This window comes from Yoonia maricola, from assembly GCF_002797915.1.
Classification (GTDB): domain Bacteria; phylum Pseudomonadota; class Alphaproteobacteria; order Rhodobacterales; family Rhodobacteraceae; genus Yoonia; species Yoonia maricola.
This window is the reverse complement of record NZ_PGTY01000003.1, coordinates 158,482-183,150: the sequence shown is the minus strand read 5'-3', so window position 1 is coordinate 183,150 and position 24,669 is coordinate 158,482. Positions and strand designations below refer to the sequence as shown.

The 24,669-nt window shown below is 57.0% G+C and carries 27 protein-coding genes and 1 riboswitch; of the genes, 15 read left to right on the top strand and 12 right to left on the bottom strand.

The window, feature by feature from the left end:
* Positions 1 to 26 precede the first annotated feature (26 nt).
* The 7 genes from BC777_RS15155 to BC777_RS15125 all read right to left on the bottom strand — a co-directional run bounded on the left by BC777_RS15155 (position 27) and on the right by BC777_RS15125 (position 6,921).
* Entirely contained in the window at positions 27 to 1,106 is a 1,080-nt protein-coding gene (locus BC777_RS15155; protein ID WP_100369051.1) for a zinc-binding dehydrogenase, read from the bottom strand.
* A 76-nt stretch (positions 1,107 to 1,182) separates the two neighbouring features.
* Positions 1,183 to 2,400, bottom strand: coding sequence for a TCR/Tet family MFS transporter (locus BC777_RS15150; protein ID WP_100369050.1), 1,218 nt, complete (start codon positions 2,398 to 2,400; stop codon positions 1,183 to 1,185).
* A gap of 80 nt (positions 2,401 to 2,480) precedes the next feature.
* Positions 2,481 to 3,269 carry a 3-oxoadipate enol-lactonase gene (pcaD, locus tag BC777_RS15145; RefSeq protein WP_100369049.1) on the bottom strand — a complete coding sequence of 263 codons (789 nt, stop codon included), beginning with the start codon at positions 3,267 to 3,269 and terminating at the stop codon, positions 2,481 to 2,483.
* On the bottom strand, positions 3,262 to 4,461 hold the full coding sequence (locus BC777_RS15140; protein WP_100369048.1) for an endonuclease/exonuclease/phosphatase family protein: 1,200 nt from the start codon (positions 4,459 to 4,461) through the stop codon (positions 3,262 to 3,264). Before BC777_RS15140 ends, pcaD begins: the two co-directional genes overlap by 8 nt.
* Positions 4,458 to 5,429: a threonine ammonia-lyase gene (locus tag BC777_RS15135; RefSeq protein ID WP_100369047.1), complete on the bottom strand. Its 972-nt coding sequence runs from the start codon at positions 5,427 to 5,429 to the stop codon at positions 4,458 to 4,460. The genes BC777_RS15140 and BC777_RS15135 overlap by 4 nt, the downstream gene beginning before the upstream one ends.
* Positions 5,426 to 6,244: an alpha/beta fold hydrolase gene (locus tag BC777_RS15130; protein WP_100369046.1), complete on the bottom strand. Its 819-nt coding sequence runs from the start codon at positions 6,242 to 6,244 to the stop codon at positions 5,426 to 5,428. Before BC777_RS15130 ends, BC777_RS15135 begins: the two co-directional genes overlap by 4 nt.
* Positions 6,244 to 6,921, bottom strand: coding sequence for a haloacid dehalogenase type II (locus BC777_RS15125; protein WP_100369045.1), 678 nt, complete (start codon positions 6,919 to 6,921; stop codon positions 6,244 to 6,246). The genes BC777_RS15130 and BC777_RS15125 overlap by 1 nt, the downstream gene beginning before the upstream one ends.
* 130 nt (positions 6,922 to 7,051) lie before the next feature.
* Between BC777_RS15125 and BC777_RS15120 the strand changes: the two genes are divergently transcribed.
* Positions 7,052 to 7,486: an FKBP-type peptidyl-prolyl cis-trans isomerase gene (locus BC777_RS15120; RefSeq protein WP_100369044.1), complete on the top strand. Its 435-nt coding sequence runs from the start codon at positions 7,052 to 7,054 to the stop codon at positions 7,484 to 7,486.
* Between the two features lie 40 nt (positions 7,487 to 7,526).
* On the opposite strand, the gene BC777_RS19705 is transcribed toward BC777_RS15120, so the two are convergent.
* From BC777_RS19705 to fabA, 4 genes are read right to left on the bottom strand one after another with little or no spacing between them, the layout of a single operon-like run.
* Complete coding sequence (locus BC777_RS19705; RefSeq protein WP_100369043.1) at positions 7,527 to 8,156, bottom strand: YdcF family protein; 630 nt, start codon at positions 8,154 to 8,156, stop codon at positions 7,527 to 7,529.
* Positions 8,157 to 8,212: 56 nt separating this feature from the next.
* Positions 8,213 to 9,004, bottom strand: coding sequence for an enoyl-ACP reductase FabI (locus BC777_RS15110; protein ID WP_100369042.1), 792 nt, complete (start codon positions 9,002 to 9,004; stop codon positions 8,213 to 8,215).
* Positions 9,005 to 9,008: 4 nt separating this feature from the next.
* Positions 9,009 to 10,238, bottom strand: coding sequence for a beta-ketoacyl-ACP synthase I (gene fabB / locus BC777_RS15105; protein ID WP_100369041.1), 1,230 nt, complete (start codon positions 10,236 to 10,238; stop codon positions 9,009 to 9,011).
* Positions 10,239 to 10,277: 39 nt separating this feature from the next.
* Entirely contained in the window at positions 10,278 to 10,787 is a 510-nt protein-coding gene (fabA, locus tag BC777_RS15100; protein WP_100369040.1) for a bifunctional 3-hydroxydecanoyl-ACP dehydratase/trans-2-decenoyl-ACP isomerase, read from the bottom strand.
* A 150-nt stretch (positions 10,788 to 10,937) separates the two neighbouring features.
* Between fabA and irrA the strand changes: the two genes are divergently transcribed.
* Positions 10,938 to 11,354, top strand: coding sequence for an iron response transcriptional regulator IrrA (gene irrA / locus BC777_RS15095; protein WP_100369039.1), 417 nt, complete (start codon positions 10,938 to 10,940; stop codon positions 11,352 to 11,354).
* A gap of 79 nt (positions 11,355 to 11,433) precedes the next feature.
* On the top strand, positions 11,434 to 11,967 hold the full coding sequence (locus BC777_RS15090) for an REP-associated tyrosine transposase (RefSeq protein ID WP_100369038.1): 534 nt from the start codon (positions 11,434 to 11,436) through the stop codon (positions 11,965 to 11,967).
* Here the strand turns inward: BC777_RS15090 and BC777_RS15085 are convergent.
* Positions 11,906 to 12,769: a hypothetical protein gene (locus BC777_RS15085; RefSeq protein ID WP_100369037.1), complete on the bottom strand. Its 864-nt coding sequence runs from the start codon at positions 12,767 to 12,769 to the stop codon at positions 11,906 to 11,908. The two genes, BC777_RS15090 and BC777_RS15085, sit on opposite strands and share 62 nt — an antisense overlap.
* 113 nt (positions 12,770 to 12,882) lie before the next feature.
* Between BC777_RS15085 and miaB the strand changes: the two genes are divergently transcribed.
* The 12 genes from miaB to BC777_RS15025 all read left to right on the top strand — a co-directional run bounded on the left by miaB (position 12,883) and on the right by BC777_RS15025 (position 24,572).
* Positions 12,883 to 14,190: a tRNA (N6-isopentenyl adenosine(37)-C2)-methylthiotransferase MiaB gene (gene miaB, locus BC777_RS15080; protein ID WP_100369036.1), complete on the top strand. Its 1,308-nt coding sequence runs from the start codon at positions 12,883 to 12,885 to the stop codon at positions 14,188 to 14,190.
* Between the two features lie 146 nt (positions 14,191 to 14,336).
* Positions 14,337 to 15,350 carry a PhoH family protein gene (locus tag BC777_RS15075; RefSeq protein ID WP_100369035.1) on the top strand — a complete coding sequence of 338 codons (1,014 nt, stop codon included), beginning with the start codon at positions 14,337 to 14,339 and terminating at the stop codon, positions 15,348 to 15,350.
* A complete protein-coding gene (gene ybeY / locus BC777_RS15070; protein ID WP_100369034.1) occupies positions 15,347 to 15,835 on the top strand; it encodes an rRNA maturation RNase YbeY in 489 nt (162 codons plus the stop codon). The genes BC777_RS15075 and ybeY overlap by 4 nt, the downstream gene beginning before the upstream one ends.
* 33 nt (positions 15,836 to 15,868) lie before the next feature.
* Entirely contained in the window at positions 15,869 to 16,756 is an 888-nt protein-coding gene (locus BC777_RS15065) for a CBS domain-containing protein (RefSeq protein WP_100369033.1), read from the top strand.
* Positions 16,749 to 18,248, top strand: a complete 1,500-nt coding sequence (gene lnt, locus BC777_RS15060; RefSeq protein WP_100369032.1) for an apolipoprotein N-acyltransferase — start codon at positions 16,749 to 16,751, stop codon at positions 18,246 to 18,248. The genes BC777_RS15065 and lnt overlap by 8 nt, the downstream gene beginning before the upstream one ends.
* 33 nt (positions 18,249 to 18,281) lie before the next feature.
* Positions 18,282 to 18,329: riboswitch (SAM-SAH riboswitch) on the top strand.
* A 7-nt stretch (positions 18,330 to 18,336) separates the two neighbouring features.
* Positions 18,337 to 19,518 (top strand): methionine adenosyltransferase, encoded by a 1,182-nt coding sequence (gene metK, locus BC777_RS15055; protein ID WP_100369031.1) that lies wholly within the window; start codon positions 18,337 to 18,339, stop codon positions 19,516 to 19,518.
* Positions 19,519 to 19,638: 120 nt separating this feature from the next.
* Positions 19,639 to 20,352 carry a tRNA (guanosine(46)-N7)-methyltransferase TrmB gene (trmB, locus tag BC777_RS15050; protein ID WP_100369030.1) on the top strand — a complete coding sequence of 238 codons (714 nt, stop codon included), beginning with the start codon at positions 19,639 to 19,641 and terminating at the stop codon, positions 20,350 to 20,352.
* Between the two features lie 106 nt (positions 20,353 to 20,458).
* On the top strand, positions 20,459 to 21,811 hold the full coding sequence (gene aroA / locus BC777_RS15045) for a 3-phosphoshikimate 1-carboxyvinyltransferase (protein WP_100369029.1): 1,353 nt from the start codon (positions 20,459 to 20,461) through the stop codon (positions 21,809 to 21,811).
* Positions 21,808 to 22,416: a (d)CMP kinase gene (gene cmk / locus BC777_RS15040; protein WP_100369028.1), complete on the top strand. Its 609-nt coding sequence runs from the start codon at positions 21,808 to 21,810 to the stop codon at positions 22,414 to 22,416. The genes aroA and cmk overlap by 4 nt, the downstream gene beginning before the upstream one ends.
* A gap of 86 nt (positions 22,417 to 22,502) precedes the next feature.
* Positions 22,503 to 23,021, top strand: a complete 519-nt coding sequence (locus BC777_RS15035; RefSeq protein WP_100369027.1) for a hypothetical protein — start codon at positions 22,503 to 22,505, stop codon at positions 23,019 to 23,021.
* Between the two features lie 13 nt (positions 23,022 to 23,034).
* A complete protein-coding gene (locus tag BC777_RS15030; RefSeq protein WP_100369026.1) occupies positions 23,035 to 23,661 on the top strand; it encodes a chloramphenicol acetyltransferase in 627 nt (208 codons plus the stop codon).
* Positions 23,662 to 23,717: 56 nt separating this feature from the next.
* Positions 23,718 to 24,572: a class I SAM-dependent methyltransferase gene (locus BC777_RS15025; protein ID WP_100369025.1), complete on the top strand. Its 855-nt coding sequence runs from the start codon at positions 23,718 to 23,720 to the stop codon at positions 24,570 to 24,572.
* Positions 24,573 to 24,669 lie beyond the last annotated feature (97 nt).

The following is a 24,669-nucleotide window of genomic DNA, read 5'->3' as shown; positions in this document are numbered from 1 at the left end:
CATGATCCACCTTACCTTTCGCGCAGTCAATCGAACACAATCACATTGCGCTTGGCTGATCCGGTTTTGGTATCCTCAATCGCTTCGTTGATCTGCTCCAGCGACCAACGCCCGGAAATCAGTTCGTCCAACTTCAATCGCCCTTGCTCGTAAAGGTCTACCATCCACGGAATATCCCGCGCGATCACTACATCGCCCATCTTTGATCCCACCATGCCTTGTCCTGTCGCGGCCAGCATCACCGGTTCATAGCTGGACATGGCACCGGAATGCGGCATGCCCACCATGATCACCTTACCGCCGTTGGCCAGATACTGCGGCGCCGTATCATAGGCGGGAATTGCCCCCACGGTGACAAAGACCGCATCAGCCCCGCGCCCCATCGCGGCTTTGGCCAGCCGCCATGGTTTCTCTGCGGTGGCAAGTACGCCGTCAGTTGCACCAAACTCTTGCGCAATCGCCAGTTTTTCTTCCGACATGTCCACCGCAATGATCCGCCGCGCCCCGGCAATCCGCGCGCCCTGGATCGCATTCAGCCCAACGCCCCCTGCGCCAATTACCACAACATCCTGCCCTGCACGCAAGCCAGCCGCATTTACCACAGCACCGACGCCGGTGATCACACCGCAAGCAAGCAGTGATGCCGCCTCCATTGCGATCCCGTCTGATAGCTTCACGACCTGACTTTGATCAACCACAACCCTTTCTGCAAAACCGCCTGTTTGCATTGCCTGATGCATCGGTTCATCATGTGCGCCCATGATCGGCCCGCTTGCCATATCGCTTTCGCAGGCCACAGGTTTGCCGCCCGCGCAGGATGGGCACGTCCCGCATGCCCGGATCAATGTCACGACGACCGGATCGCCCACGCCAACATCGCGCACGCCTGTGCCTACAGCACTGATGTGGCCCGCCGCCTCGTGCCCGTACACCGCAGGCAGTGTCCCACCCCATGCGCCATCCATATACGATATGTCCGAATGGCAGATCGCGCAGGCCTTCAGCGTCACCTCGACCTCGCCCATCGCGGGCGCTGCAAGTGTGACCGTCTCAATGGTCAGCGGTGCGCCAAATTCACGGCAAACGGCGGCTTTGATTTTCGTCATCATGGTCGTCCTTGGTTCATGTCGTATAGGTGAGACTGCGGCGCGGGTTGGGGCCATGCAAGTCTGAAAACGTCCTTTATGTCGCGCGGGCGCGCTTTGGCCGTGGGGTTTGCATAAAGACGGCGATACAGCCGATGGTCAGCAGGGCCGACAGCAGAAACGGTGCACCGGGCAAATAGAATGCTGCACTGTCTTTGGTAAAGAACCAGAATGTTTGTGTGACCAGCAAGGGTGCGATAATCGTGGCCACTGCGTTGATCGACGTGACGGTGCCTTGCAATTCGCCCTGCTGGTCGTCAGAGGCCGTGCGCGACATGATCCCCTGAAGGGCCGGACCAGCGATGGATCCCAGTGCCGTCAGCGGTGTCAACGCCAGCGCGACCCATCCGTTGGCAACGAAACCAAGAGCCACAAAGGCAAGCACATCTACCGATAAGCCAAGGATCACGGCCTTGCGTTCTCCGACCCGGTTCAGGATCGGGCGGATCAGCAAGCCTTGCACAATTGCAATGCCGATCCCGAACAGCCCCAATGATAGCCCGATCATACCCGGCCCCCAGCCAAACCGCTCGGCACCGAAATAGGCCCACACGCCCGGGTAGACAAAAAAGGCGATCGTATAGACGAAGGTGATCAGCAATAGCCGTTTCAGACCGGGCAGGGACCCGATGTTGCGGAACGCGCCAAGCGGATTGGCGCGCCGCCATTCAAAGGGACGGCGGATACGGTCAGTCACGGTTTCGGGCAGCACGAAGTAACCAAAGATGGCGTTTGCCGCAGCAAGGGCCGCCGCAGCCCAAAAGGGCGCGCGCGTCCCGTATTCTGCCAAAGCACCACCGATCAAAGGCCCCAGCACGAACCCCAACCCAAAGGCTGCTCCGATCAGGCCAAAGTTGGCCGCTTTTTCTTCGGGCGCGGAAATATCCGCCATGTAGGCCGCCGATGTTGATTGTGTCGCAGCCGTGATTCCGCCGATCAGCCGCGCGATGATCAACAGCCAAATCGTATGGGCCAGTGCCATCAGAACATAGTCAAAGGCCATGATGACAAGCGAAATGATCAGGACCGGTCTGCGTCCATATCGGTCCGAAAGGCTGCCAAGCGTCGGTCCAAACAAAAACTGCATCGCCGCAAAAATAGTTGCAAGAACACCGCCCCAGACTGCCGCGGCCCCCAGGCCCTGGCCTTCGACCTCTTGAATCAGATCAGGCATGACGGGCATGATCAGCCCGATCCCCATACTGTCCAGCATGACTGAGATCAGGATAAAGGTAACAGCAAGACGTTTATTCATCAGCGCAGGATTAAACCGAATGGTTCACTTTGCAAGCGCCGTGTGGCGGTGACGTAAAGTGGATCGACTTTACCTACTGCTTAAAGATGCCCAATGCTTTGAAGAAATGCTGTCAGATGCCCAGCGAAGGCCTCTGGCTGTTCCACACAAGGCAAATGGCCCGCCCGCCGCATCAGCACGAATTGTGATCCGGGGATCAGATCAACCGTCTCGCGTACCAGATCAGGCGGGGTAGAGCCGTCCTCTGATCCCGCAATCCCAAGTGTCGGAATGCGCAATCCGCTGGTGGGTGTATAGAAGTCGGTGCCTGCGATCGCGGTACATACACCGCAATAGCCTTCAACCGATGCTTGGCTCAACATGTCTTGCCAAGGGGCCATCGCAGGGCTTTCGTAGAAGTCACGCCCGAACCAGCGTTTCACAATCGGATCAGCCATTTGACCCATGCCGTTGCGCTGAACCGCGTCAATGCGCTCTTGCCAAAACGCCGGGTTGCCGATCTTGGCGGCGGTGTTCGACAAGACCAAGGACCTTACGATATCTTCCCGTTTCACTGCTAGCCCTTGCCCTATCATGCCTCCCACGGAAAGCCCGATAAAGACCGCATCACGAACTTCTGCAGCATCGCAAACGGCTTCTGCGTCGCTGATGAGTTGCCCCATGGTATAGGGCGCGTCCGGCACCTCGGACTGGCCATGTCCGCGCATATCGTAACGCAGGATGCGCAAGTGATCAGGCAAATAGGGTAGAATCGGGTCCCACAGGTGCAGCGTTGTCCCCAGCGAATTGGAAAAAATCACCGCAGGTCCGTCTGTCGGCCCTTGCCGTTCATAATGCAGTGTGACGCCGTCGCGCGCGATCTCAGGCATCGGGATCGCCCAGCACCATATGCGCCATGATCTGCCCATGATCCGAGGCCAGTTTATTATAAGGCGCTTCCGGGTGTGACCCATCGGTGAGGTGGTCGTTCAGTGCGCTGAAGTATTCCATTTCGCCGATCTTGCCTGCGAACTCTGGCAGGAAATGCCGTGACATCAGGATCTGGTCGATGCTTTCAAAGACACCGCCAAAGGCCGCCGTATAAACCATATCGCGTAGTGACTTTTTCACGAACAGCTTCTCGGCAGAATACAGTCGGACCTTGTTGATCTTTTCCTGAATAACCTCGTTTTCAGCGTCTGAATAGCGGTCCCGCCTTGTCTGCGCATCATGTCTGCGCATCCATGCGTAGTTCTTAAACGGGGCCTCGCCGCTAATAATTTCCGACGACACGGCATGTTCATTATCGTTAAAATCGCCCAGCACCATCACTGGGTTACCTACTTCCAGTTCTGCAAGAACAGCGCGGCGTAGCACCCAAGCCTCGGCCATGCGCCGCAGGGCAGACCGCAGCGACCCCATCGCGCGGGTGGCGGGATCGTAGTTCACAAGATCAGCAGCTGGCGGAAAGGCGGCCCCCGCTGGTCGGGGCAATTCGCCGAGTTTGGATTTAAGGTGGCAGTTGAAGACAGTCACCGTTTCGCCATCCACCGGAATGCGTACCTTCAGGATCGGACGGCTGAGGCGTTTGATTTGATACGATCCGCCATCGCTGCCATCTAGATCGCTGAATGGAACCATCAGCGGTTCCGGCAAATCCTGAATGATTTCTGGTTGCCCCACAAACCCAAGCCGCGACAGCACAGCGACACCGGGGCGGCGTTGGCCCGGCCCGCCATCAAAGCTGTTTGGGGCAAAGGCCAGCCCTGCCTCTGTATAAGGTTCAAACGCCAGTTTGCGGAAAATCGCCTTACGCGCATAGCCTTTTGACCGGTCTGGGATTACAGCATCATTGGCAGCCTGTCCAAGCTCATCGGTTTCGATGATCACATCGCGCAAGGCGGCTTCGGTGAAGATTTCCTGAAAGCAAACGATATCGGCGTTCATTGTCAGTAGTTGGTCAGCCAACCACGCCCGTTTCCATGCATATTCTTCAGGGGTGTATTGCTCGAACCGGTAGTATTCCTGATCCGCCTCGATCAGGTTCTTGACGTTGAAACTGGCAATCGTGAAACGGCTCATGCAAGGGTCTCCAGAGCTTGGGCAAAGATATCGGCGTCGACGTTGCCGCCGGTGGCTACTGCGATCACGGCATCGCCTTCAAAGGTGTCGGCATGAAACAATGCAGCGGCAAGGGCTGCAGCCCCTCCAGGTTCAACAACGATACGCAGGCGATCAAAGGCCAAACCCACTGCGCGCATACATTCATCCTCGCTCACGACAACGCCGGGCCCGCAGTGTTTTTGCATAATCGGGAAGGTCAGATCGCCCGGTTGCTGTGTCACGATCGCGTCGCAAAGCGACCCGCTGCGCCGAGTGTTGCTTTCAATTCTGCCACTGGCCAGTGAGCGGGTGACATCGTCAAACTCTTCTGGTTCAGCGGGCCGCACGCGCAGACCTGGCGCGTCTGCCGCCAAGGCAAGCGCAATCCCGGACGTCAGCCCGCCGCCCCCGCAGCACACCATGACATCAGCCTTTGTGACGCCCAAGGCATTCATTTCTTCAGCGATCTCAAGCCCGGTCGTGCCTTGGCCAGCAATGACTTGTGGTTGATCATAGGGCTTGATCAGTGTCAGGTTCCGTTCTTGCGCCAATTGTGCGCCGATTGCGTCGCGGTCCTCTGTTTCGCGATTGTAAAGAACGACCTCTGCTCCCAGTGCGCGGGTGTTCTCGATTTTAATCGCGGGAGCATCATCCGGCATGATGATGACGGCAGGTGCGCCAAAGTCGCGTGCGGCAAGGGCCACGCCTTGCGCGTGATTGCCGCTTGAGAATGCGATGACGCCGGTCTTCAGCGCATTATCGGTCAGAGCTGAGACAGCAGACCGCCCACCACGGAATTTGAACGAACCTGTATGCTGCAGGCATTCGGCTTTCACGAACACGCGCCGCCCTGCGATCTCGTCAAGAAAGGGCGACGTCAGGATCGGCGTGCGCCTTGCATGCCCTGCGATGCGCGTTGCCGCCGCGCGGATCATATCGATGTTCATTGCATCTTCTCCAGCCAACGATGCAAGGCGTCTACAGCACCGGGTTCATCAAGGAAGGGAACGTGGCCGCGCCCTGCGATATCAACGCGGATCATATCGGGGCGGCGGCGGGCCATTTCATCGGCGGTTTCAATTGTCAGAAGGTCTGAATTCGCGCCGCGGATCAAGGCAAGCGGCAGGTCTGTCAGCGCATCAAATAGCGGCCAAAGATCCGGCGTCAGTTTCACGTCCGCCGAGAGTACAGCATCGCGCAGTTTTGGATCATAGCGAATGACAAGCCCTGCGTCGGTTTGCTTGTAATGCGCCTTCACCTCGGCCAACCACCGATCCATGGGGACATCTTGAAAATGGGACCAAAGCTTTGCCCGTGCCTCGGCTGCCTCTGCATAGGTATTTTGTGCGGGATTGCGCCCGATATAGTCTTTGATGACCGCAATTCCCTTATCGTCAATCACCGGCCCGATGTCATTTAGCGCCACCCCCATCAGTCGGTCCTTGGCCGTCGCGGCAAGAAACATCGCAATCAATCCACCGCGTGAGGTGCCAAGGACTGCTGCTCTTTCAAGCCCTAGATGATCCATCAGTGCCAGCACATCCGCTGCCTCTTGCGGGATCGTATAGGTCGCGGGGTCAGCCCAGTCCGATTGGCCACGACCGCGATAATCAGGTCGGATCAGGCGGACGGGCAGGTGGGGGGCAACGTGATCAAAGTCAGCGCCGTTGCGCGTGAGACCCGCAAGCGCGATGAGCGGCAGGCCTTCGCCTTCGTCAGAGTAATGCAAGTTCAGACCGTCGGCGGAGGTGTAGCTGGGCATCAGGTCAGCTCCGGTATGGTGGTCAGGTCATGCAAGACGTGGTGGGGTTGAGCATAGAGCCTGTCTATAGGCTCACCCGCGCGGTTGACCCATGCGGTCTGAAAACCATAGCCCGCAGCGCCAGCCGCGTCCCAGCCGTTTGATGACACGAAAAGAACCTCATCTTTGGTGCAGCCAAAGTGTGCGCCGACCAGATCATAAACACGGTCGTGCGGTTTGAAGATGCCAACATCTTCGACGCTCAGCACCGCATCCAGAACATCACTAATCTGGGCCGATGACACCGCACCGTTCAGCATATCCGGCGATCCGTTGGACAGGATCGCGGTCGCCTTTCCTTGTGCTTTCAGGGCCGTCAGCATTGCGGGCACTTCTGCGTAGGCAGCGAGCTCCCAATAAAGCTCCAGCAGCCGCGTGCGGGTGGCCATCGCGATGACACCATTTGCCTCCATCGCCCAGTCGAGCCCATCCTGTGTCACCTGCCAGAAATCGCAGTGCCGCCCCGCCACCGCCCGCAGCCAGGTGTATTGCAATTGCTTAAGCCGCCAATCACGGGCGACCGCCGGCCAGACCGCGGCTAAATCTGCGTGGGCGGGGTCTTTGGCCGCCTGCATCGCGGCGGCGTTCACATCGAACAGCGTGCCATAGGCATCAAATACAAATGTGGTGATAGGCATTGGGTCTCTCCTGCGTACCGCCATCGTGTCACGGCAGCGTCTTGCCGAAAAGAGGCAATGCATTTGCAAACCCACATCCCAGCGCGTAGCGTGCCTGCGACCAATTTCCCTTGTAGAGAGCGATAGACCCATGAGCCAAGCAAAAGCAGGCGACACCGTACGCATTACCTATGTCGGCACTTTGGATAACGGCGAGATGTTTGACAGCTCCGAAGGGCGTGATCCGTTGGAGTTTGTGCTTGGGTCTGGTCAGGTGATCAAAGGCCTTGATAGTGCGATTGGCGGGATGTCTGTGGGTGACAAAAAGGATATCGCTGTGCCCTGCGCGCAAGCTTACGGGGAACATAATCCAGCCGCGCGCCAGACCGTGCCACGCACACAAATCCCCGCAGATATCCCAGTTGAGCCGGGTGTGAAGTTGCAAATGCAGACGCCAGAGGGCCAAGTGCTGCCCATTATGGTGGCAGAGGTGACAGAGACGGAAGTGACGCTCGATGCTAACCACCCGCTGGCAGGGCAGGACCTGAACTTTGCGATTGAGATTGTGGGAATTGATGCGGTGTGATGGGTGACATCATCCATCCTATAAGCTGACCGTTCAATGGTTACGTTTGTAAATGGTCAACGAACCCAGCATTTATAAGCGCGTCAAATGCCCGGCTCACATGCGGGGGTATATTGACCTCAGCTTGGAAGCCTAGCGCTGGGTACCTTCTGATGCGCTCAAGGTCGCCAACCATTTCGCAAATCAATGCGCGCATATCGTGATGTGCAAGTGGTTGATCCTCGAATGTGGTTTTTGGCGCCGTCACCAAACTCTGCACTGCCGGCCATTGTTTCTGAGCCGTTGCCGCACACCGGCGTTGCGTCTGGGGCTTTGTCACAAGGATCACGCGCTGCGCTGACGGTACAAGTTTTGCACTGAATTGAATATTCTCGCCGATATTTTTTGCGTGAGGCTCAACCACAATAGCCTTTTTGGGAACACCGTTGGCGATGGCTTGGGCTTGGAATGACTTGGCTTCGCTGTCTGGAAATAGCGCTTGGGTCCAGTTTCCTGATGCGCCAGTGAAAATGATGTGTGGCGCCAGCCCGCGTTGAAACAGTTCTGCGCAGCGCGATGCGACGCGCGTGTCGTAGGACCCCAAGCCGATGATGACGTCAGACGGAACGAGAGTGTCGTAAACGCAGTGAAAGTCCCAAAGCGCTTGTGCAGCTCTTTGAACTTCCGGCAACCCTGCTCTCCCTTGGTTTTGCAAGACGGGTGATTTTACCTATCTGGCACTGCGCGCTACACCAAATGATCGGGTTGCGGCATCCCCAGCACATGATATCCGCCATCAACCCGGATGATTTCTCCGGTCGTGCAGGCCCCGGCATCTGAGGCAAGATAGACAGCTGTACCGCCCACGGCCTCCAAGGTCGCATTCGACCGCATTGGCGCGTTTTGGTCGGCGTGTTTATACGTCTTCCGCGCCCCGCCGATCGCTGCCCCTGCCAGCGTTTTCATCGGTCCGGGGCTGATCGCGTTCACGCGGATGCCTTGCGGCCCAAGATCGTTGGCCAGATATCGGGTGGCTGATTCCAATGCTGCCTTTGCCACACCCATGACGTTATAGAATGGGGTCACGCGGTTGGACCCTTGGTAGCTCAGTGTTAGCAATGTGCCCCCGTCGGGCATCATTTGCGACGCGCGGTTCGCCACGTCGATGAAAGAATAACAAGAGATCGCAAGCGAGTTCTTGAAGTTGTCCCGGCTGGTGTTGATGAACCGTCCTGTCAGTTCGTTTTTGTCCGAGAATGCAATGGCGTGAACGACAAAATCCAACGTACCCCAGCGATCCTTCAGCGTTTCAAACGCGAGGTCCATACTGGCGTCGTCGGTCACGTCTACATCGACCATGATGTCTGACCCGACAGATTGCGCCAAAGGTGCCAATCGCTTGCCAAAAGCGTCGCCCTGATAGCTGAACGCCAACTCTGCCCCTGCCTCAGCCATCGCCTTGGCGATGCCCCACGCGATGGAGCGTTCATTGGCGACACCCATGATCAGCCCGCGTTTGCCTTTCATCGAGATCGTCATCTGCTTACCCTTTGAACCTGGAAAGAAGCATGGAGCCGTTGGTGCCGCCAAATCCGAAAGAGTTGGTCATCACCGTATCCAGACCTGCGTTTTCAATCAGATCAGTTGCGATCTCAGTTGGGTCCAAGTCAGGGTCGAGATTTTCGACATTGATCGACGGAGCGATAAAATCATGTTCCAACATTAACAGGCAATAGATGGCCTCTTGCGCGCCCGTCGCCCCTTGGCTGTGGCCTGTCATCGACTTGGTTGAGCTGATCGGTGGCGTTGTGCCTTGGCCAAAGACACGGCGTACCGCTTCGACTTCGCCCACATCGCCCACCGGGGTCGACGTGCCATGTGCGTTGATATAGCTGACCTTGCGGTCGTCGGGCAGGGTTTTCAGCGCGCCGCGCATGGCCCGCTCACCGCCTTCGCCGGAAGGGGCGACCATATCGGCACCATCCGATGTGGCGGCAAAGCCAGTGACTTCAGCGTAAATCTTGGCCCCGCGAGCCTGCGCACTTTCCAAGCTTTCCAGTACGACCATCGCACCACCGCCAGCAATGACAAAGCCATCGCGATCCGCGTCAAATGCGCGGCTCGCGCGTTCGGGCGTGTCGTTATATTTGGACGACATCGCGCCCATCGCGTCAAACAGGCACGATAGCGTCCAGTCGAGTTCCTCACCGCCACCGGCGAACATGATATCTTGGTTACCCAAAGCGATTTGACCGGCAGCCATCCCGATGCAGTGCAAAGATGTCGAGCAGGCCGAGGTGATCGAAAAGTTGATGCCCTTGATCTTATAGGCCGTCGCAAGGTTGGCACTGACGGTTGAGGACATTGCTTTAGGCACAGCAAAAGGCCCGATCCGTTTGGTCGCACCCGTGTTTTTGACAATCTCATGTGCTGTCAAAAGAGCCGAGGTCGACGGGCCGCCAGAACCCGCAATCAAGCCAGTCATTGGGTTCACAATGTCATCTTCGCCCAATCCGGCGTCTGCAATTGCCTGACCCATCGCGATGTGCGCGTATGCCGCACCCGGCCCCATAAAGCGTAGGGTGCGCTTGTCGACATGCTCTTTGATATCGATCTTGAGCGTGCCAGCGATCTGGCTGCGAAAGCCGTGCTCAACCATCTCGGGCGAGGCTTCGATCCCGGACTGGCCGGCCTTGAGCGCGGCAAGCACCTCATCGGCATTATTTCCGATCGGTGATACGATCCCCAGACCAGTGACAACAACACGGCGCATTGGCACCTCTCCCCTTTTGTTGGACGTCAGTGTGAAAGTTTAGCTTTCAGACAATGCGACCTTCATATCTGTGACTTGATAGATCACCTCGCCGTCGGCCTCAACAATACCGTTCGCCACACCCATGGTCAGCCTGCGGGTCTGAATAGCTTTGGTGAAATCGACCTTATAGGTCAACATCTTACGGTCCGGACGGACCATTCCGGTCAGTTTTACTTCGCCCACCCCCAACGCATAGCCGCGCCCCAGCCAGCCGCGCCAGCCAAGGTTGAAGCCAGTGAGTTGCCACAGACCATCAAGGCCAAGGCAACCGGGCATGATGGGGTTGCCGGGGAAGTGACAGTCAAAAAACCAAAGGTCGGGGGTGATATCGAATTCGGCAACCACATGGCCTTTGCCGTGCTCACCCGCATCGCCAGAGATATCAGTGATACGGTCCATCATCAGCATGGGCGGGGCAGGCAGCTGCGCGTTGCCTTCACCAAACAGTTCGCCACGCGAACATTTCAGTAGATCGTCTTTATCAAAAGAGGTTGGGTAATCGGCCATCTGACTGGTCTCATTTTTATTGACTGCACTCCCTGACCTCTATCACTCCGCGGTTTATGAGAGCAAGTCTGTGCTTTTTCTGACTGTTTTCATTTGATCCGAGGGATGTTCTTCCCATATACATGAGAATAGATGTCAAAAAGGACAGTCATGTCGGACTTAGCAATTGAACGCAGCACGCAGTGGCTGGCCGGGGCGGGGCTTCGTCCAACACGGCAACGTATGACGTTGGCGTCTTTGCTGGTGGGCGACGGGCAAGATCGGCATGTGACGGCGGAGAGCCTGTTTGAAGCCGCATCGAATGCGGATGAGAAAGTGTCATTGGCGACAGTTTATAATACACTCCGCGCGTTTTGTGATGCCGGGTTGATGCGTGAGATTACGGTGGATGGGTCAAAGAGTTACTTTGACACCAAGATGACCGATCACCCGCATTTCTATTGGGAAGATAGCGCGAAGCTGACCGATGCACCGTCAGAACAGTTGGAAATTCGCCATTTGCCCGATGCGCCTGATGGGGCAGAGATTGCATCTGTGGATGTTGTGATCCGGTTGCGACGGAAGTGAAATGTATGGTGGATCATGATCCACCTTACGGTTTGCAAAGTTTCATAAAAAGTTAACCTTACTGAACGACATTGTCGCAATGTCGAATTACCGCCGTTTACGCGTGCCTGGGGGCACCTATTTTTTCACCGTCCGCTTGCAAGATCAACGATCTGACCTGTTGGTGACGCATATTGATCTGTTACGCGATGCCACACGTGTTTGCCGTAAACGCTGGCCCTTTGCGATTGATGCCGCGGTGATCCTGCCTAACAAGCTACATATGATCTGGACTTTGCCGATGAACGATCACGACTTTTCCAAACGCTGGCGGATGATCAAATCCGGGTTTTCGCGTCATGCGCCCGCACCAGCGCATATTCCCAAAAGCCATCAAAAACGTGGTGAGAAGGGCATCTGGCAGCGTCGGTTTTGGGAACATATGATCCGGGATGAGGATGATATGGCGCTTCATATGCACCTGATCCGATCCGCGCCGATACATGCCGGTTTGGTCAAGCGGCCAAGTGATTGGCCCTATTCCTCGCTCAATCGCGCGCGCGAGCAGGCGCTTAGAACCACTGCCCCGGCTCCATCAATCCCAAATCCAAAAGCTGCTGCGATTGCCAGCTGAAACGCGTGGACTGTGGCCAGTGGAATGTATTGATCACCGCGCGGCTACCGGGGTTGCGGCGGAGCGCCTTAGCGGTACGGAACGAACAGATCGCGGCAGTGAGGTTGTTATGCCATGGGCAGGCGTAGGTGTTGTATTCTGCCAGATTGAATGATCGGTCCGGCAGCATTTGCAGCCCTGGCTGCGCACGAAAGAAGGATATTCGGTCGGTGCGTTGCCGGGCTTTGGCAATATGCTCCTCGAACCGCCAACGCAGGCCACCGAAGACATTGACCTGCCTCTCTAATGTGTCACCCTCGCTGTTTTCGCGGGCAAGCGCGTAATACCCGGACTTATCAAAATAGGCATCTTCACGATCAACCCCATCCGGATGTGTTGTCAGATCTTTCGCATAAAGATCAACAATATAGCTCATCACCGTGTCACGCCGTTCTTCGCCCATAAAGGTAAGCACCTCGCCCACGCTACGGTGTTCGCAAAACGGAAAGAAAAGGTACTCTGCGTTGTGACAAAAGTAGAGCCAATGTCCCGGCAGCGCATTGATCATCACATTCGCGATTGTCTGCAAGGCATCCTCGGCGCTTACATCAAAGTCTACCCGGTGCAAGTTGTCAGTACAGTCGGCAGGCAAAACCCGTTCCGGCACACAAAATGCAATCAAATGCGCAAAACCTGCCTTTGTATGGTGAGCGATAGTGCTTGCGACCTCGACATCATCCTCGATCAGAAGCAGCGCGACCGGACCCTTTGACAGGGATTGTTTGGCATCATTGGCCAAGGCCGAGAGGGAGGGGTAATGCATTCAGGCTCGCATCATTGAACAACGCACGCAAAATCAATGATATCGGGCCGCATTGCAAGCGTTCCGCCAAGTCGCTAGAAGGCGCGAGTTATCCCAACACATGAGCCTGTCCGATGTCCGCGCCAAAAAAGCTTTATATTAAGACCTATGGCTGTCAGATGAATGTCTATGACAGCGAACGCATGGCAGAGGCGCTCGGCGGGAAGGGCTATGTCGAGACGCAGACGCCGGATGATGCGGATATGATTCTGCTGAACACCTGCCACATTCGTGAAAAAGCGGCAGAGAAGGTTTATTCGGAGTTGGGCCGCTTCAAGGCGCTGAAGGCCGCCAACCCTGATTTGAAGATCGGTGTGGCAGGTTGTGTGGCGCAGGCTGAGGGTGAAGAGATCATCAAGCGCCAGCCGATGGTCGATTTGGTCGTTGGTCCCCAAAGCTATCACCGCTTGCCTGCGATGGATGATGCGATCCAGACCGGGGCCAAAGCGCTAGACACTGATTTCCCGGATGACGATAAGTTCGATACGCTGAAAACGCGGGCCAAGGCCAAGCGGGGGCCGACGGCATTTCTGACGGTGCAGGAAGGCTGCGACAAGTTTTGCGCTTTCTGCGTTGTCCCTTACACGCGTGGCGCCGAAGTATCACGCTCCGCGGACCGGATCATTCGTGAAGCGCAAGAGTTGGTCGAAAGCGGTGTGAAGGAAATCACGCTGTTGGGGCAGAACGTAAATGCCTATCACGGGCATGATGGTGGTCTGGCTGGGCTGATCTGGGCTTTGGATAAGGTGGATGGGTTGGAGCGTATTCGCTTCACGACCTCGCACCCGAACGACATGGATGATGCCTTGATTGACGCGCATGGCACCTGTGACAAGCTAATGCCTTACCTGCACTTGCCGGTTCAGTCTGGATCGGACCGTATTCTCAAGGCGATGAACCGCAAGCACACGGGCGAAAGCTATCTCCGCCTGATTGAACGTATTCGCGCAGCGCGCCCGGATTTGCTGTTGTCGGGTGACTTTATCGTGGGCTTTCCGGGCGAAACTGATCAGGATTTTGAGGATACCATGCAGTTGGTCCGCGATGTGCACTATGGGCAGGCTTATTCATTCAAGTATTCCACCCGTCCCGGCACCCCTGCGGCAGAGAAGCCGCAATTGCCCGAAGATGTGATGAATGAGCGGCTACAGCGCCTGCAGGCACTTTTGCGTGAGCAGCAACAGGCGACGCAAGCATCCATGGTCGGTCGCGAGGTGAAAGTTCTGTTTGAAAAGGCAGGGCGGGAGCCGGGGCAGGTGATTGGTAAGTCCGAGTATCTGCATGCGGTTTATGCGGACGCGCCAGCAGATATCATCGGGCAGGTGCGACGGGTGAAAGTGGTGCAAGACAGCCCGAATTCGCTGAAGGGTGAATTGCTGTAAGGTGGATCATGATCCACCTTACCTGACGCCTCTGTAAGCACTTTCAAAAGAATTCTGCGTCAAACCGGTGACAATTGCCTCTCACACCTTGCGCCTTGCGGTCAGAGTTGCCACGATAGCTATATATAGATGAAAAGGAGAGCTGATTGGCCACTGGTGCCCTGACCCCACCCGCTGAAGCTGCAACTGAATCCCTGTTGGAATTCCCGGACAACTTTTTGCTGATCGACCTTTGCGGTGAATATGACCGCAACCTGACCACCATCGAAGACAGATTGGGCGTACAAATTTTGCGCCGTGGCAACCAATTGGCTGTCATTGGCGAAGACGAGGCACGCCACGAGGCGACCCAGGTGTTGCAGGCGCTTTATAGCCGTCTAGAGGCTGGGCGTGCGCTGGAGCCCGGTGATCTGGACCGCGAATTGCGTATGGGTGCCGAGCCGATGTTCGATCCTGCCCGCGATGGCGACCAGATCGAGCTGTTCAAGGGTGAGACGGAGCGGGTCGAAATCAAGACCCGCAAGAAGCTGATCGAGCCGCGCACCGATGCGCAGAAGGCCTATGTCAAATCGCTATTCGCCAATGAGCTGGCTTTTGGCATAGGTCCTGCCGGTACGGGTAAGACCTATCTCGCCGTCGCTGTGGGCGTGAATATGCTGATCAGCGGTCATGTGGACAAGATCATCCTGTCCCGTCCGGCGGTCGAGGCGGGCGAGAAGCTGGGCTATCTGCCCGGCGATATGAAGGACAAGGTCGATCCTTACATGCAGCCGCTTTATGATGCACTGAATGATTTCCTGCCGGGCAAGCAATCGGCCAAGATGATCGAGGAAAAGGTGATAGAGATTGCGCCTTTGGCCTTTATGCGTGGCCGCACCCTGTCCAACGCGTTTGTCGTGCTGGATGAGGCGCAGAACGCGACAACAATGCAGATGAAGATGTTCCTGACCCGCTTGGGTGAAGGCAGCCGTATGGTGATTACGGGTGACCGCACGCAGATCGATCTGCCGCGCGGTGTGAATTCGGGTCTGTGGGATGCGGAGCGTTTGCTGAAAAGCATCGACAAGATCAGCTTTAACTACTTCACCTCCAAAGATGTGGTGCGCCACCCCCTAGTTGCAGCCATCATCGAAGCCTATGAGGCGGACGACCCCAAGTGACCGTGGACTGCATTGTTGAAGAGAAACGCTGGGGCGATATTGACGCCTTGGCTGTTCTTGCAAGTGATGCTGTGTTGGAACGATTGGGAATTGAACCATCGGTCTTTGAGATTAGCCTCCTTGCCTGCAATGACGCCCGCATTGCCGTTTTGAACGAGGGTTTCCGAGGTAAACCCCAGCCTACCAATGTGCTGAGTTGGCCGTCGGATGAACGCGCCGCCGTGGCCGATGGTGAGATGCCTTTGCCGCCTAATGTTGGACCAGATCAGGAACTTGGTGACATCGCTATCGCGTATGAGACCTGCAAACGCGAGGCGGATGAAGCAGGCAGACCGATGCGTGATCACACGCTTCATCTGCTGGTACATGGCACGCTTCATCTGCTTGGGTTCGATCATGAACGTGACCGTGACGCCACCCTGATGGAGGGGTTGGAGACAGAGATACTTGGCAAATTGGGTATTCCTGACCCATATAGGGTTTAACGGGGCCGTTGGGCCCACATAGGTAAGGACAAAATGGGCGACACTGGCGACGTACCGTCTAGCGCTGCGCAAAGCGCGCAGTCGGATCAAACGATGACTTCACCGGGGCTCTTGACCCGCCTCCGCAGCGCATTCCGCCCACCGGATGAACCTTTGGTGCATGACGATGCGCCCGATCCCACGATCAAACCTGCGGGATCTGTTCTGGGCATGCTTAATCTACGCCGGATGCGGGTTGAGGATGTGTCCGTTCCCAAACCCGATATCGTGGCGGTTCCTGTCACCATTACCAAAGATGAGTTGGTTGAAGTTTTTCGCGACAGTGGCCTGACCCGCTTGCCTGTCTATGATGGTACGCTGGATACGCCGATTGGTATTGCCAACCTCAAGGATTTTGCGCTGCGTCATGGGTTTAACGGCAAAAGCCCGTCCATGGACCTGCGCGCCATGGTGCGCCCTTTGATCTATGTCCCCCCCTCCATGCCTCTTGGTGTGTTGCTGCAAAAGATGCAGGCAGAGCGTATTCACATGGCACTCGTGATTGATGAATATGGCGGCACTGATGGGTTGGTCACCATTGAAGATGTCATCGAACAGGTCGTGGGCGAGATTGAAGACGAACATGACATTGAAGAGGCCAAAAGCTGGGTCATGGAAAAACCGGGCTGCTATCTGGCGCAAGCCCGCACCGATTTGCATGATTTCGAGGCCGAGATCGGGATGACCCTAACGGACCCCAAAGAGGTGGACGAAGAGGAAATCGACACGCTGGGTGGTCTTGTCACGATGCTGGCTGGCCATTTACCCGTGCGTGGCGAACTGATTGTGCACCCCGATGGGCCCGAATTTGAGGTCGTCGATGCTGATCCTCGCCGTGTAAAGCGCTTGCGCGTGCGCTTGGCTGCGGCGCGCAATGGCTGACAGGTTGGCGCAGTTTGCGGCCTGTACAGTATGGGTGCGGGTGATTTTGCTTGCGCTGTTGGGTGCGGCGGCTGGGCTGGGGCAGGCCCCGTTTGATCTGTGGCCCGCGACGGTGCTGGCGCTGGGCGCGCTTTTTGTCATCTACCCCAGCAGTCTGACAGGGCGGCAGGCGGTCTTGCATGTCTGGGCGTTCGGCTTTGGGTATTTCGCTTTCAGCCTGCGCTGGATCGTTGAACCTTTTCTGGTCGATATCGCGCGCCATGGCTGGATGGCCCCTTTCGCCTTGGTGTTGATGGGGGCGGGTGGGGCGCTGTTCTGGGCATTGGCGGCATGGCTGGCGTCACGCCTGTCGCCGGGCCGTATTGGTGTGCTTGGGCTGTTGTTGGTCGGGGCAGAAGTCCTGCGGTCGCTAATCCTGACAGGCTTTCCCTGGGCCTTGCTTGGTCATGTTTGGGTGACAACCGGGCTTGCGCAGGTGGCTGCATTTGGCGGTCCCCACTTGCTGACACTTTTGACGGTGATCTGTGGTCTGGCCGTCGCTGGGCTTGCCCGTGCGGAGCGCATCCTTGGGCTGGTCACGCTTGGCTTGGTTGTCGCACTTTCCTTTGTGATGCGTCCCGGTACGGTCCCCCAGCCGACGGATGACCTGCCTGTGGTCCGACTGGTTCAGCCCAATGCGCCGCAGCATCAAAAATGGGACCCGGCCTATTCCGACATATTTCTCAACCGGCTTTTGCAACGCAGTGGCGCGGGTGATGTCCCTGATTTGATCGTCTGGCCTGAGACATCCATCGCCTATCTGCTGAACCACATCGAAGACGATTTGACGCTACTGTCGGATGCCGCCCGCGGCACCCCTTTGGTCTTTGGTATTCAGCGCCGTGATGCGCAAGCGAGGGCCTATAACAGCCTTGTTGTCATGGGGCCGGGCGGGCAAGTGCAAAGCCTTTATGATAAGCGCCATCTGGTGCCTTTTGGGGAATACATCCCCGGTGCGCGGTTGTTGGGCCAGATAGGGGCCAGCGGCCTTGCGCGAAACCTTGGAACCGGATTTACACCGGGGACTACGCCAGGACCGGTGCAGATACCGGGGGTTGGCCCGGCTGTCCCGTTGATTTGTTACGAGGGCATTTTTGCAGAAGAGATTGCCTATGGAGATACCCGTCCGCGCTTGCTGCTGCTGATCACGAATGACGCGTGGTTCGGACAGGCCGCCGGGCCGCATCAGCATCTGGCCCAAGCCAGATTGCGTGCGATTGAGCAAGGCCTGCCAATGGTGCGTGTGGCCAACACCGGGATCAGCGCGATGATTGATGCGCGGGGGCGGATCACGGCCTCACTGCCTTTGGGTGTGGATGGCGCTGTTGATGCGGCGTTGCCGCCTGTGTCGCCAGCCACAACCTATAGTCTTTGGGGCGATATGCCGATCATTGTGTTGCTACTTTCGTTAACCTTTGTGGCTTATTTCAATGGGAAACGCGATAGCGATTGACCTTCGCATGGCCACACCCTATGCGGGTCCGCAATTCTGTCACAACGGCTTCCTGACGTGGCAGGGAATTATAATGGAGCACATCCCCATGGCGCGTAATAACTATATTTTCACCTCGGAATCTGTGTCCGAGGGTCACCCTGATAAGGTCTGTGACCGTATTTCGGATTCGATTCTTGATGCTTTGTTGACCGAGGAACCCGAAGCGCGTGTCGCTTGCGAGACCTTTGCCACAACGAACCGGGTGGTGATTGGTGGCGAAGTGGGTCTGTCTGATCAGTCCAAACTGAAAGACTACATGGGCCGGATTGAAGATATTGCGCGGTCCTGCATCAAGGATATCGGGTACGAGCAGGACAAATTTCATCACGCGACCTGTGAGATCACCAACCTTCTGCATGAGCAGTCTGCTCATATCGCCCAAGGCGTCGATGCGGCTGCCGATAAGGACGAGGGTGCCGGTGATCAGGGCATCATGTTTGGCTATGCCACGACCGAAACCAAAGAGTTGATGCCGGCGCCAATTCAATACGCTCATGCTATTCTGCGCCGCCTTGCAGAGGTACGCAAATCCGGGGAAGAGCCGACCCTGCGCCCGGATGCCAAGAGCCAGGTTTCACTGCGCTATGAGAATGGCAAACCGGTTGAAGTGACATCCATCGTGCTGTCGACCCAGCACCGTGACGAGAGCCAGACCAGCGCGGATATTCGCGCTATTGTCGAACCTTACATTCGCGAGGTCTTGCCTGAAGGCCTGATCACGCCGCAGACCGAATGGTGGGTGAACCCCACCGGCATTTTCGTGATTGGCGGCCCGGATGGGGATGCGGGGCTGACAGGCCGCAAGATTATCGTAGATACCTATGGCGGTGCTGCCCCGCATGGGGGCGGTGCCTTTTCGGGTAAGGATCCGACCAAGGTGGACCGTTCTGCCGCTTATGTATCGCGCTATCTGGCCAAGAATGTCGTGGCTGCCGGGATGGCGGACCGCTGCACGATCCAGCTGAGCTATGCGATTGGTGTGGCCAAGCCGTTGTCGATTTATGCGGATACGCATGGCTCGGGCGAGGTTGAACCAGCGGCGATCGAGCGTGCGATTGCGGATGTGATGGATTTGACGCCGCGCGGTATTCGCGAGCATCTGGGTCTGAACAAGCCGATCTATGAACGCACAGCGGCTTATGGGCACTTTGGCCGTGCGCCTGATGCCGATGGCGGGTTCAGCTGGGAGCGGACTGATCTGGTTGATGCGCTGAAGCGCGCTGTCTGACGCGTGGGGTGGATCAAGATCCACCTTACGTTTCCGCGCTGTTGCGTTGTAACATGTAAGGTGGGTCTTGACCCACCCACCTGATTGCGTAGTTCCGTTGCACTTGTTAAGGCCGCGCCCATGAGCAAGACCAACCATCCTTCCGGCGCGCCGTGGCGCAATTTCTACGGCCGCTTCAAAGGCAAGACGATCCGTGCATCCCAGCACGACTATCTTGAAAATGACCTTGCCCCTTTGTCGCCAGGCCGGATCAGTTGGGAGGAGAACCCTGAACGCGTGCCGCTTGATTTGACGGGTGCCTTTGGGGCGCGGGAAATATGGCTTGAGATAGGCTTTGGCGGTGGCGAGCATCTGATCCATATGGCCGAGACTTATCGCGATGTTGGCCTTATCGGGTGCGAGCCTTTCATCAACGGCGTGGCCATGCTTTTGGGGAAGATCCGCAAGGCGGATGTTGATAACCTGCGCGTGCACCCCGGCGACGTCCGCGATTTGTTCGATGTTTTGCCTGATGCAACAATTTCTAAGGTCTTTCTCAATTACCCTGATCCCTGGCCCAAGAAGCGCCATCATCGCCGCCGCTTTGTAACGCCGGAGCATTTGGCGCCGCTACATCGTGTGATGAAACCGGGGGCCGAGTTGCGGGTCGCCACGGACATCAAGGACTATGTCCGCCAGACGTTGGAACAGGTGCCTGCACATGGGTTTGATTGGCTGGCCGAGGGTCCTGACGATTGGCGCACCCCTTGGGACGATTGGGTGTCCACCCGTTATGAGCAAAAGGCCCTGCGTGAAGGCCGCACGCCCCATTATCTGACCTTCTGCCGGATGTGAGTGCGGGACCCTCCGGGGGGAGTTTTTTGACCAAGATGAAGGGCTGAGCGATGGACCCTGCCTTGGTGCTGGTCTATCAACCGTCTGAATTGAGAAGGAATGTCCTATGTCCGGTCACGGCACACCCATCCCCATGACATCGCGCCCATGTGGCCCGCTGACCGGTGCCGCCCATGTACCAGGTGACAAGTCCATTTCCCACCGGTCCTTGATCCTCGGCGCCATGTGTGTGGGTGAGACACATATCACCGGCCTTTTGGAGGGGGAAGATGTATTGGACACGGGCCGTGCGATGGAGGCGCTTGGCGCGACCGTCATCAACCATGGTGATGGTGCATGGAGTGTGAAGGGCGTCGGCGTTGGCGGCTTTGCAGAGCCTGATCAGGTGATTGATTGCGGCAACTCTGGCACTGGTGTGCGTTTGATTATGGGGGCGGTAGCGACCGCACCCATTTCAGTGACCTTTACCGGCGATGCGTCGCTTAATGGCCGTCCGATGGGTCGGGTGACTGATCCGCTTGCCTTGTTTGGTACGCAGGCCGTTGGCCGTGCGGGTGGGCGTTTGCCTATGACTTTGATAGGTGCCGCTGATCCGGTGCCGGTACGCTATGTTGTTCCGGTGCCATCGGCGCAGGTGAAGTCTGCTGTGTTGCTGGCGGGCTTGAATGCCCCAGGCCAGACTGTCGTGATCGAGAAGGAGGCAACCCGCGATCATACCGAGCGCATGTTACAGGGCTTTGGCGCCTGTCTGACTGTTGAGGAAACGGATGAGGGCCGTGTCATCACGTTGGATGGCCAGCCAGAGCTGACCCCGCAAACCATTGTTGTTCCGCGTGATCCTTCCTCTGCGGCCTTTCCGGTCTGTGCTGCCATTATCACACCTGGTTCTGATGTGTTGGTGCCGAATATCGGGCTGAACCCCACGCGCGCTGGTCTCTTTACCACGCTGCAAGAGATGGGTGCAGATCTGGTCTATGAAAATATGCGCGAAGAAGGTGGCGAGCCTGTTGCGGATCTGCGCGCCAGGTTTTCACCTGATCTGAAGGGCATTGCCGTCCCGCCAGCGCGGGCAGCCAGCATGATTGACGAATATCCTGTGCTGTCGGTTGTGGCGTCGTTTGCGCAAGGTGTCACCGATATGCAGGGCGTCAAGGAACTGCGCGTCAAGGAAAGTGACCGCATTGATGCGATGGCCAAGGGCTTGCGCGCCGCGGGTGTGACAGTTGATGAAGGCCCCGATTGGTGGAAGGTCACCGGGTTGGGCCATGGCAATGTGCCCGGTGGTGTTACTGTGGCCAGTCAGTTGGATCACCGTATTGCCATGGCGTTCATGGTGATGGGCATGGCCACCCAAAGGCCGATGAGCGTGGATGATGGCAGCCCAATTGCTACGTCTTTTCCGATCTTTGAGGATTTGATGGGTGGTTTGGGTGCCCAAATCATGCGGACCAATAGATGAGCTTTATCGTCGCCATTGATGGCCCTGCCGCTGCAGGCAAGGGGACAATTTCCAAGGCAGTAGCGGCCCATTTTGGCTTTGCGCATCTGGATACGGGGCTGCTTTACCGGGCAGTGGGCGCAAAGGTGATTGCGGGGGCTGATCCGATTGCGGCGGCGCAGTCGCTTGATCCGGTTGATCTGGAAGATGACAGTTTGCGCACGCCACAGGTGGCGCAGGCTGCCAGTGAGGTTGCAGTGATTGCCGAGGTGCGTGCAGCCTTGGTCGCTTTTCAGCGGGGGTTTGCGGCGCGTGATGCTGGCGCCGTTTTGGATGGCCGCGATATCGGGACAGTGATTTGCCCCGATGCCCATGTGAAACTCTTCGTGACGGCCAGTGCAGAATGCCGGGCGAAGCGCCGGTTTCAGGAACTGGCGGGCAAGGGTATGGACGTAAGCCTTGAAACTGTTCTGGCGGATGTCAAAGAACGTGATGCGCGGGATCGCAACCGCGACGCCGCCCCTTTGGTGCCTGCTGATGATGCGACGCTCTTGGATACCTCGGATTTGTCTGCGGCACAGGCCATTACTGCGGCGATCAAGATTGTAGAGGCTGCTCGCGCATAAACAGGTCATGTTGCAATCCTTCACCAAAGCTTGCGTTGATGGCATGTGAAAAGCCAGCTTAGGATGGCGCAACAAGGAGTTGCCTCATGATCCGTATCCTCGCCATTGTCGCATTTTTGCTGCCTGCCTATGCACATGCGCAAGAGACCGAACCTCATATGACTCTGCCGCGTATGGCCGAAATTGTGCTGGCACTTGATCCAGAAGCCCAGCTTTCGGGTGCCGGGTTTTCGCTGACGATTGATGACATCCCAGTATTAATTGTAACGGATGTGCGCGCCAATCGCATGCGTGCCATGGTCCCGATCCGGTCGGCCGAGACGATGACCGCAGATGAAATGCGCCGCGTGATGCAGGCCAATTTCGACAGCGCGTTGGATGCCCGCTACGCTGTGGCGCGGGGCCAGTTATGGGGCGTCTTCCTGCATCCGTTCAAGGAGTTGGAACGTAATCAGTTTATTTCTGGCGTCGCCCAGACGGTGAATGTGGCCAAGACCTATGGCTCGCTTTACAGCAGTGGGGCAGGGCAGTTTGGTACGGGCGACAGTGGTGATCTGCAACGCGAATTGATCGAAAGACTTCTGGAGCAGGGCGAAGAAATCTGACACCACTGGTGGTATGACCCACAGAATCGTTGATTTGGAAACCTGGCCGCGCGCTGCGCAGTTTCGTTTCTTTCGAACTTATCAGCAACCGCACTATGCGACGACGAGCCGGTTGGATGTGACGCATCTGATGGGGCGCAAGGCGGATGGTCTATCGCCCTATCGGGCTTGTCTTTATGCGATTGGTGCTGGGCTGCATGCCGTGCCTGAACTTTGTATGCGGTTTCGCGGTGATGTTGTGGTGGCCCATGATATGGTCACACTATCGATGACAGTGCCAACTGAGGCGGGAACCTTTGGGTATGCTTACGTTCCGTTCGTCCCCGATTTTGACCGTTTTGATATCAAAGCCAAAACCTTGATTGATGCGGTGGCAAAGGGGGGCGTGTTGCAGGCCAATAGCGGTGAACGCGATGATCTGGCCTATCTGTCTTGTATGCCATGGCTGGATTACACTGCCATCAACAATGCGTTGCCGGGGCCAGATGATTGCATCCCCCGCGTCACATGGGGCAAATTTGTCGAACGTGATGGGGTTTGGGACATGGCGATGACGCTGGAGGTGCATCACGCATTGGTTGATGGCGCGCAGGTGGGGGCCTATTTTGCGGCCGTGCAGGGCGCTTTGGCACAGGTTTAGCGCGGCTCGTGATATTTCCTCTTTCGTCGCGTGGCCCTTTCCACTACGCAATTGTGATGGCACGCAAAAAGATAGATACGCGCGGTTTGGGTCTGGATATCGGCCTTACTTTTTCAAAATGGCTCACCGGTGCCGAGAACCTGCATTATGGCTATTGGGACGGGTTAGAGGTTTGTGCTGCGAATTTTGGTGTTGCACAGGTGGCCTATACTGACCTTGTGTTTGAACGCCTGCCCAAGGCCCCATGCCGGATCCTTGATATCGGCGGTGGCGCAGGCGAGACGGCGCGCAAGCTGATCGCCATGGGACATCAGGTTGAGATAGTGATACCAAGCGCGTTTCTGGCCAGCCGCTGTCGCGAGAACGCGCCCGAAGCTGTGGTGCATGAGGCCACGTTTCAAGACGCGCAGCCGGAAGGCCCCTTCGATGTCTGCCTGTTTTCGGAAAGCTTTCAATATATCCCGCTGGACCAGGGCATCGCGAAATGTCTTTCGCTTTTGGCCCCTGGCGGGCGCATCGTGATCGCTGATTGTTTTCGCAGTGAGGGATTCAAATCCGATACGGTACAGGCAACGGTTGGCGGCGGGCATCCGATCTTGGCGTTTCGTGATCTTGTTAAGTCATTGAAACTGCAAGTCAGTCAGGAGATTGACATCACAGCACAGGTCGCCCCTTCGATTGACCTCGAACAGGGGTTGTTCAATGTTGTGGGCTACGCGGGCCAGCGCGTTGATGCGGAAATGGCGGCCCACCGGCCGCGGGTGCGCAGTGTGTTGCATTGGGTCTGGCGCCGCTTGATGAGCCAACGCAAGCGGGCACGTCTTGATCAACGGCTGAACCACAAAACGCGCAATGCAGCGCATTTCTCGGCGAATAATACCTATCTGATGCTGGTGCTGACACCTGCATGAGTGGTTGATGCTTTGTGCAACGATCCCCTTGCAAATATGATAGAACCGGCCTATACGCGCGGCTGTCGAAGTGTCGAGACAGGCGCGGGCGTGAGAC

Bases quoted from the DNA above. Each gene is read 5' to 3' on its own strand.
- BC777_RS15135 (WP_100369047.1), bottom strand. From the start codon at position 5,429: ATGAACATCGATATGATCCGCGCGGCGGCAACGCGCATCGCAGGGCAT.
- BC777_RS15035 (WP_100369027.1), top strand. From the start codon at position 22,503: ATGATCCGTATCCTCGCCATTGTCGCATTTTTGCTGCCTGCCTATGCA.
- BC777_RS15030 (WP_100369026.1), top strand. From the start codon at position 23,035: ATGACCCACAGAATCGTTGATTTGGAAACCTGGCCGCGCGCTGCGCAG.
- pcaD (WP_100369049.1), bottom strand. From the start codon at position 3,269: ATGCCTGAGATCGCGCGCGACGGCGTCACACTGCATTATGAACGGCAA.
- miaB (WP_100369036.1), top strand. From the start codon at position 12,883: ATGTCCGCGCCAAAAAAGCTTTATATTAAGACCTATGGCTGTCAGATG.
- BC777_RS15140 (WP_100369048.1), bottom strand. From the start codon at position 4,461: ATGAGCCGTTTCACGATTGCCAGTTTCAACGTCAAGAACCTGATCGAG.
- BC777_RS15120 (WP_100369044.1), top strand. From the start codon at position 7,052: ATGAGCCAAGCAAAAGCAGGCGACACCGTACGCATTACCTATGTCGGC.
- fabB (WP_100369041.1), bottom strand. From the start codon at position 10,238: ATGCGCCGTGTTGTTGTCACTGGTCTGGGGATCGTATCACCGATCGGA.
- cmk (WP_100369028.1), top strand. From the start codon at position 21,808: ATGAGCTTTATCGTCGCCATTGATGGCCCTGCCGCTGCAGGCAAGGGG.
- BC777_RS15125 (WP_100369045.1), bottom strand. From the start codon at position 6,921: ATGCCTATCACCACATTTGTATTTGATGCCTATGGCACGCTGTTCGAT.
- lnt (WP_100369032.1), top strand. From the start codon at position 16,749: ATGGCTGACAGGTTGGCGCAGTTTGCGGCCTGTACAGTATGGGTGCGG.
- BC777_RS15025 (WP_100369025.1), top strand. From the start codon at position 23,718: ATGGCACGCAAAAAGATAGATACGCGCGGTTTGGGTCTGGATATCGGC.
- metK (WP_100369031.1), top strand. From the start codon at position 18,337: ATGGCGCGTAATAACTATATTTTCACCTCGGAATCTGTGTCCGAGGGT.
- aroA (WP_100369029.1), top strand. From the start codon at position 20,459: ATGTCCGGTCACGGCACACCCATCCCCATGACATCGCGCCCATGTGGC.
- irrA (WP_100369039.1), top strand. From the start codon at position 10,938: ATGTCGGACTTAGCAATTGAACGCAGCACGCAGTGGCTGGCCGGGGCG.
- BC777_RS15085 (WP_100369037.1), bottom strand. From the start codon at position 12,769: ATGCATTACCCCTCCCTCTCGGCCTTGGCCAATGATGCCAAACAATCC.
- BC777_RS15155 (WP_100369051.1), bottom strand. From the start codon at position 1,106: ATGACGAAAATCAAAGCCGCCGTTTGCCGTGAATTTGGCGCACCGCTG.
- BC777_RS15110 (WP_100369042.1), bottom strand. From the start codon at position 9,004: ATGACGATCTCGATGAAAGGCAAACGCGGGCTGATCATGGGTGTCGCC.
- BC777_RS15065 (WP_100369033.1), top strand. From the start codon at position 15,869: ATGGGCGACACTGGCGACGTACCGTCTAGCGCTGCGCAAAGCGCGCAG.
- trmB (WP_100369030.1), top strand. From the start codon at position 19,639: ATGAGCAAGACCAACCATCCTTCCGGCGCGCCGTGGCGCAATTTCTAC.
- BC777_RS15130 (WP_100369046.1), bottom strand. From the start codon at position 6,244: ATGCCCAGCTACACCTCCGCCGACGGTCTGAACTTGCATTACTCTGAC.
- BC777_RS15150 (WP_100369050.1), bottom strand. From the start codon at position 2,400: ATGAATAAACGTCTTGCTGTTACCTTTATCCTGATCTCAGTCATGCTG.
- BC777_RS15090 (WP_100369038.1), top strand. From the start codon at position 11,434: ATGTCGAATTACCGCCGTTTACGCGTGCCTGGGGGCACCTATTTTTTC.
- fabA (WP_100369040.1), bottom strand. From the start codon at position 10,787: ATGGCCGATTACCCAACCTCTTTTGATAAAGACGATCTACTGAAATGT.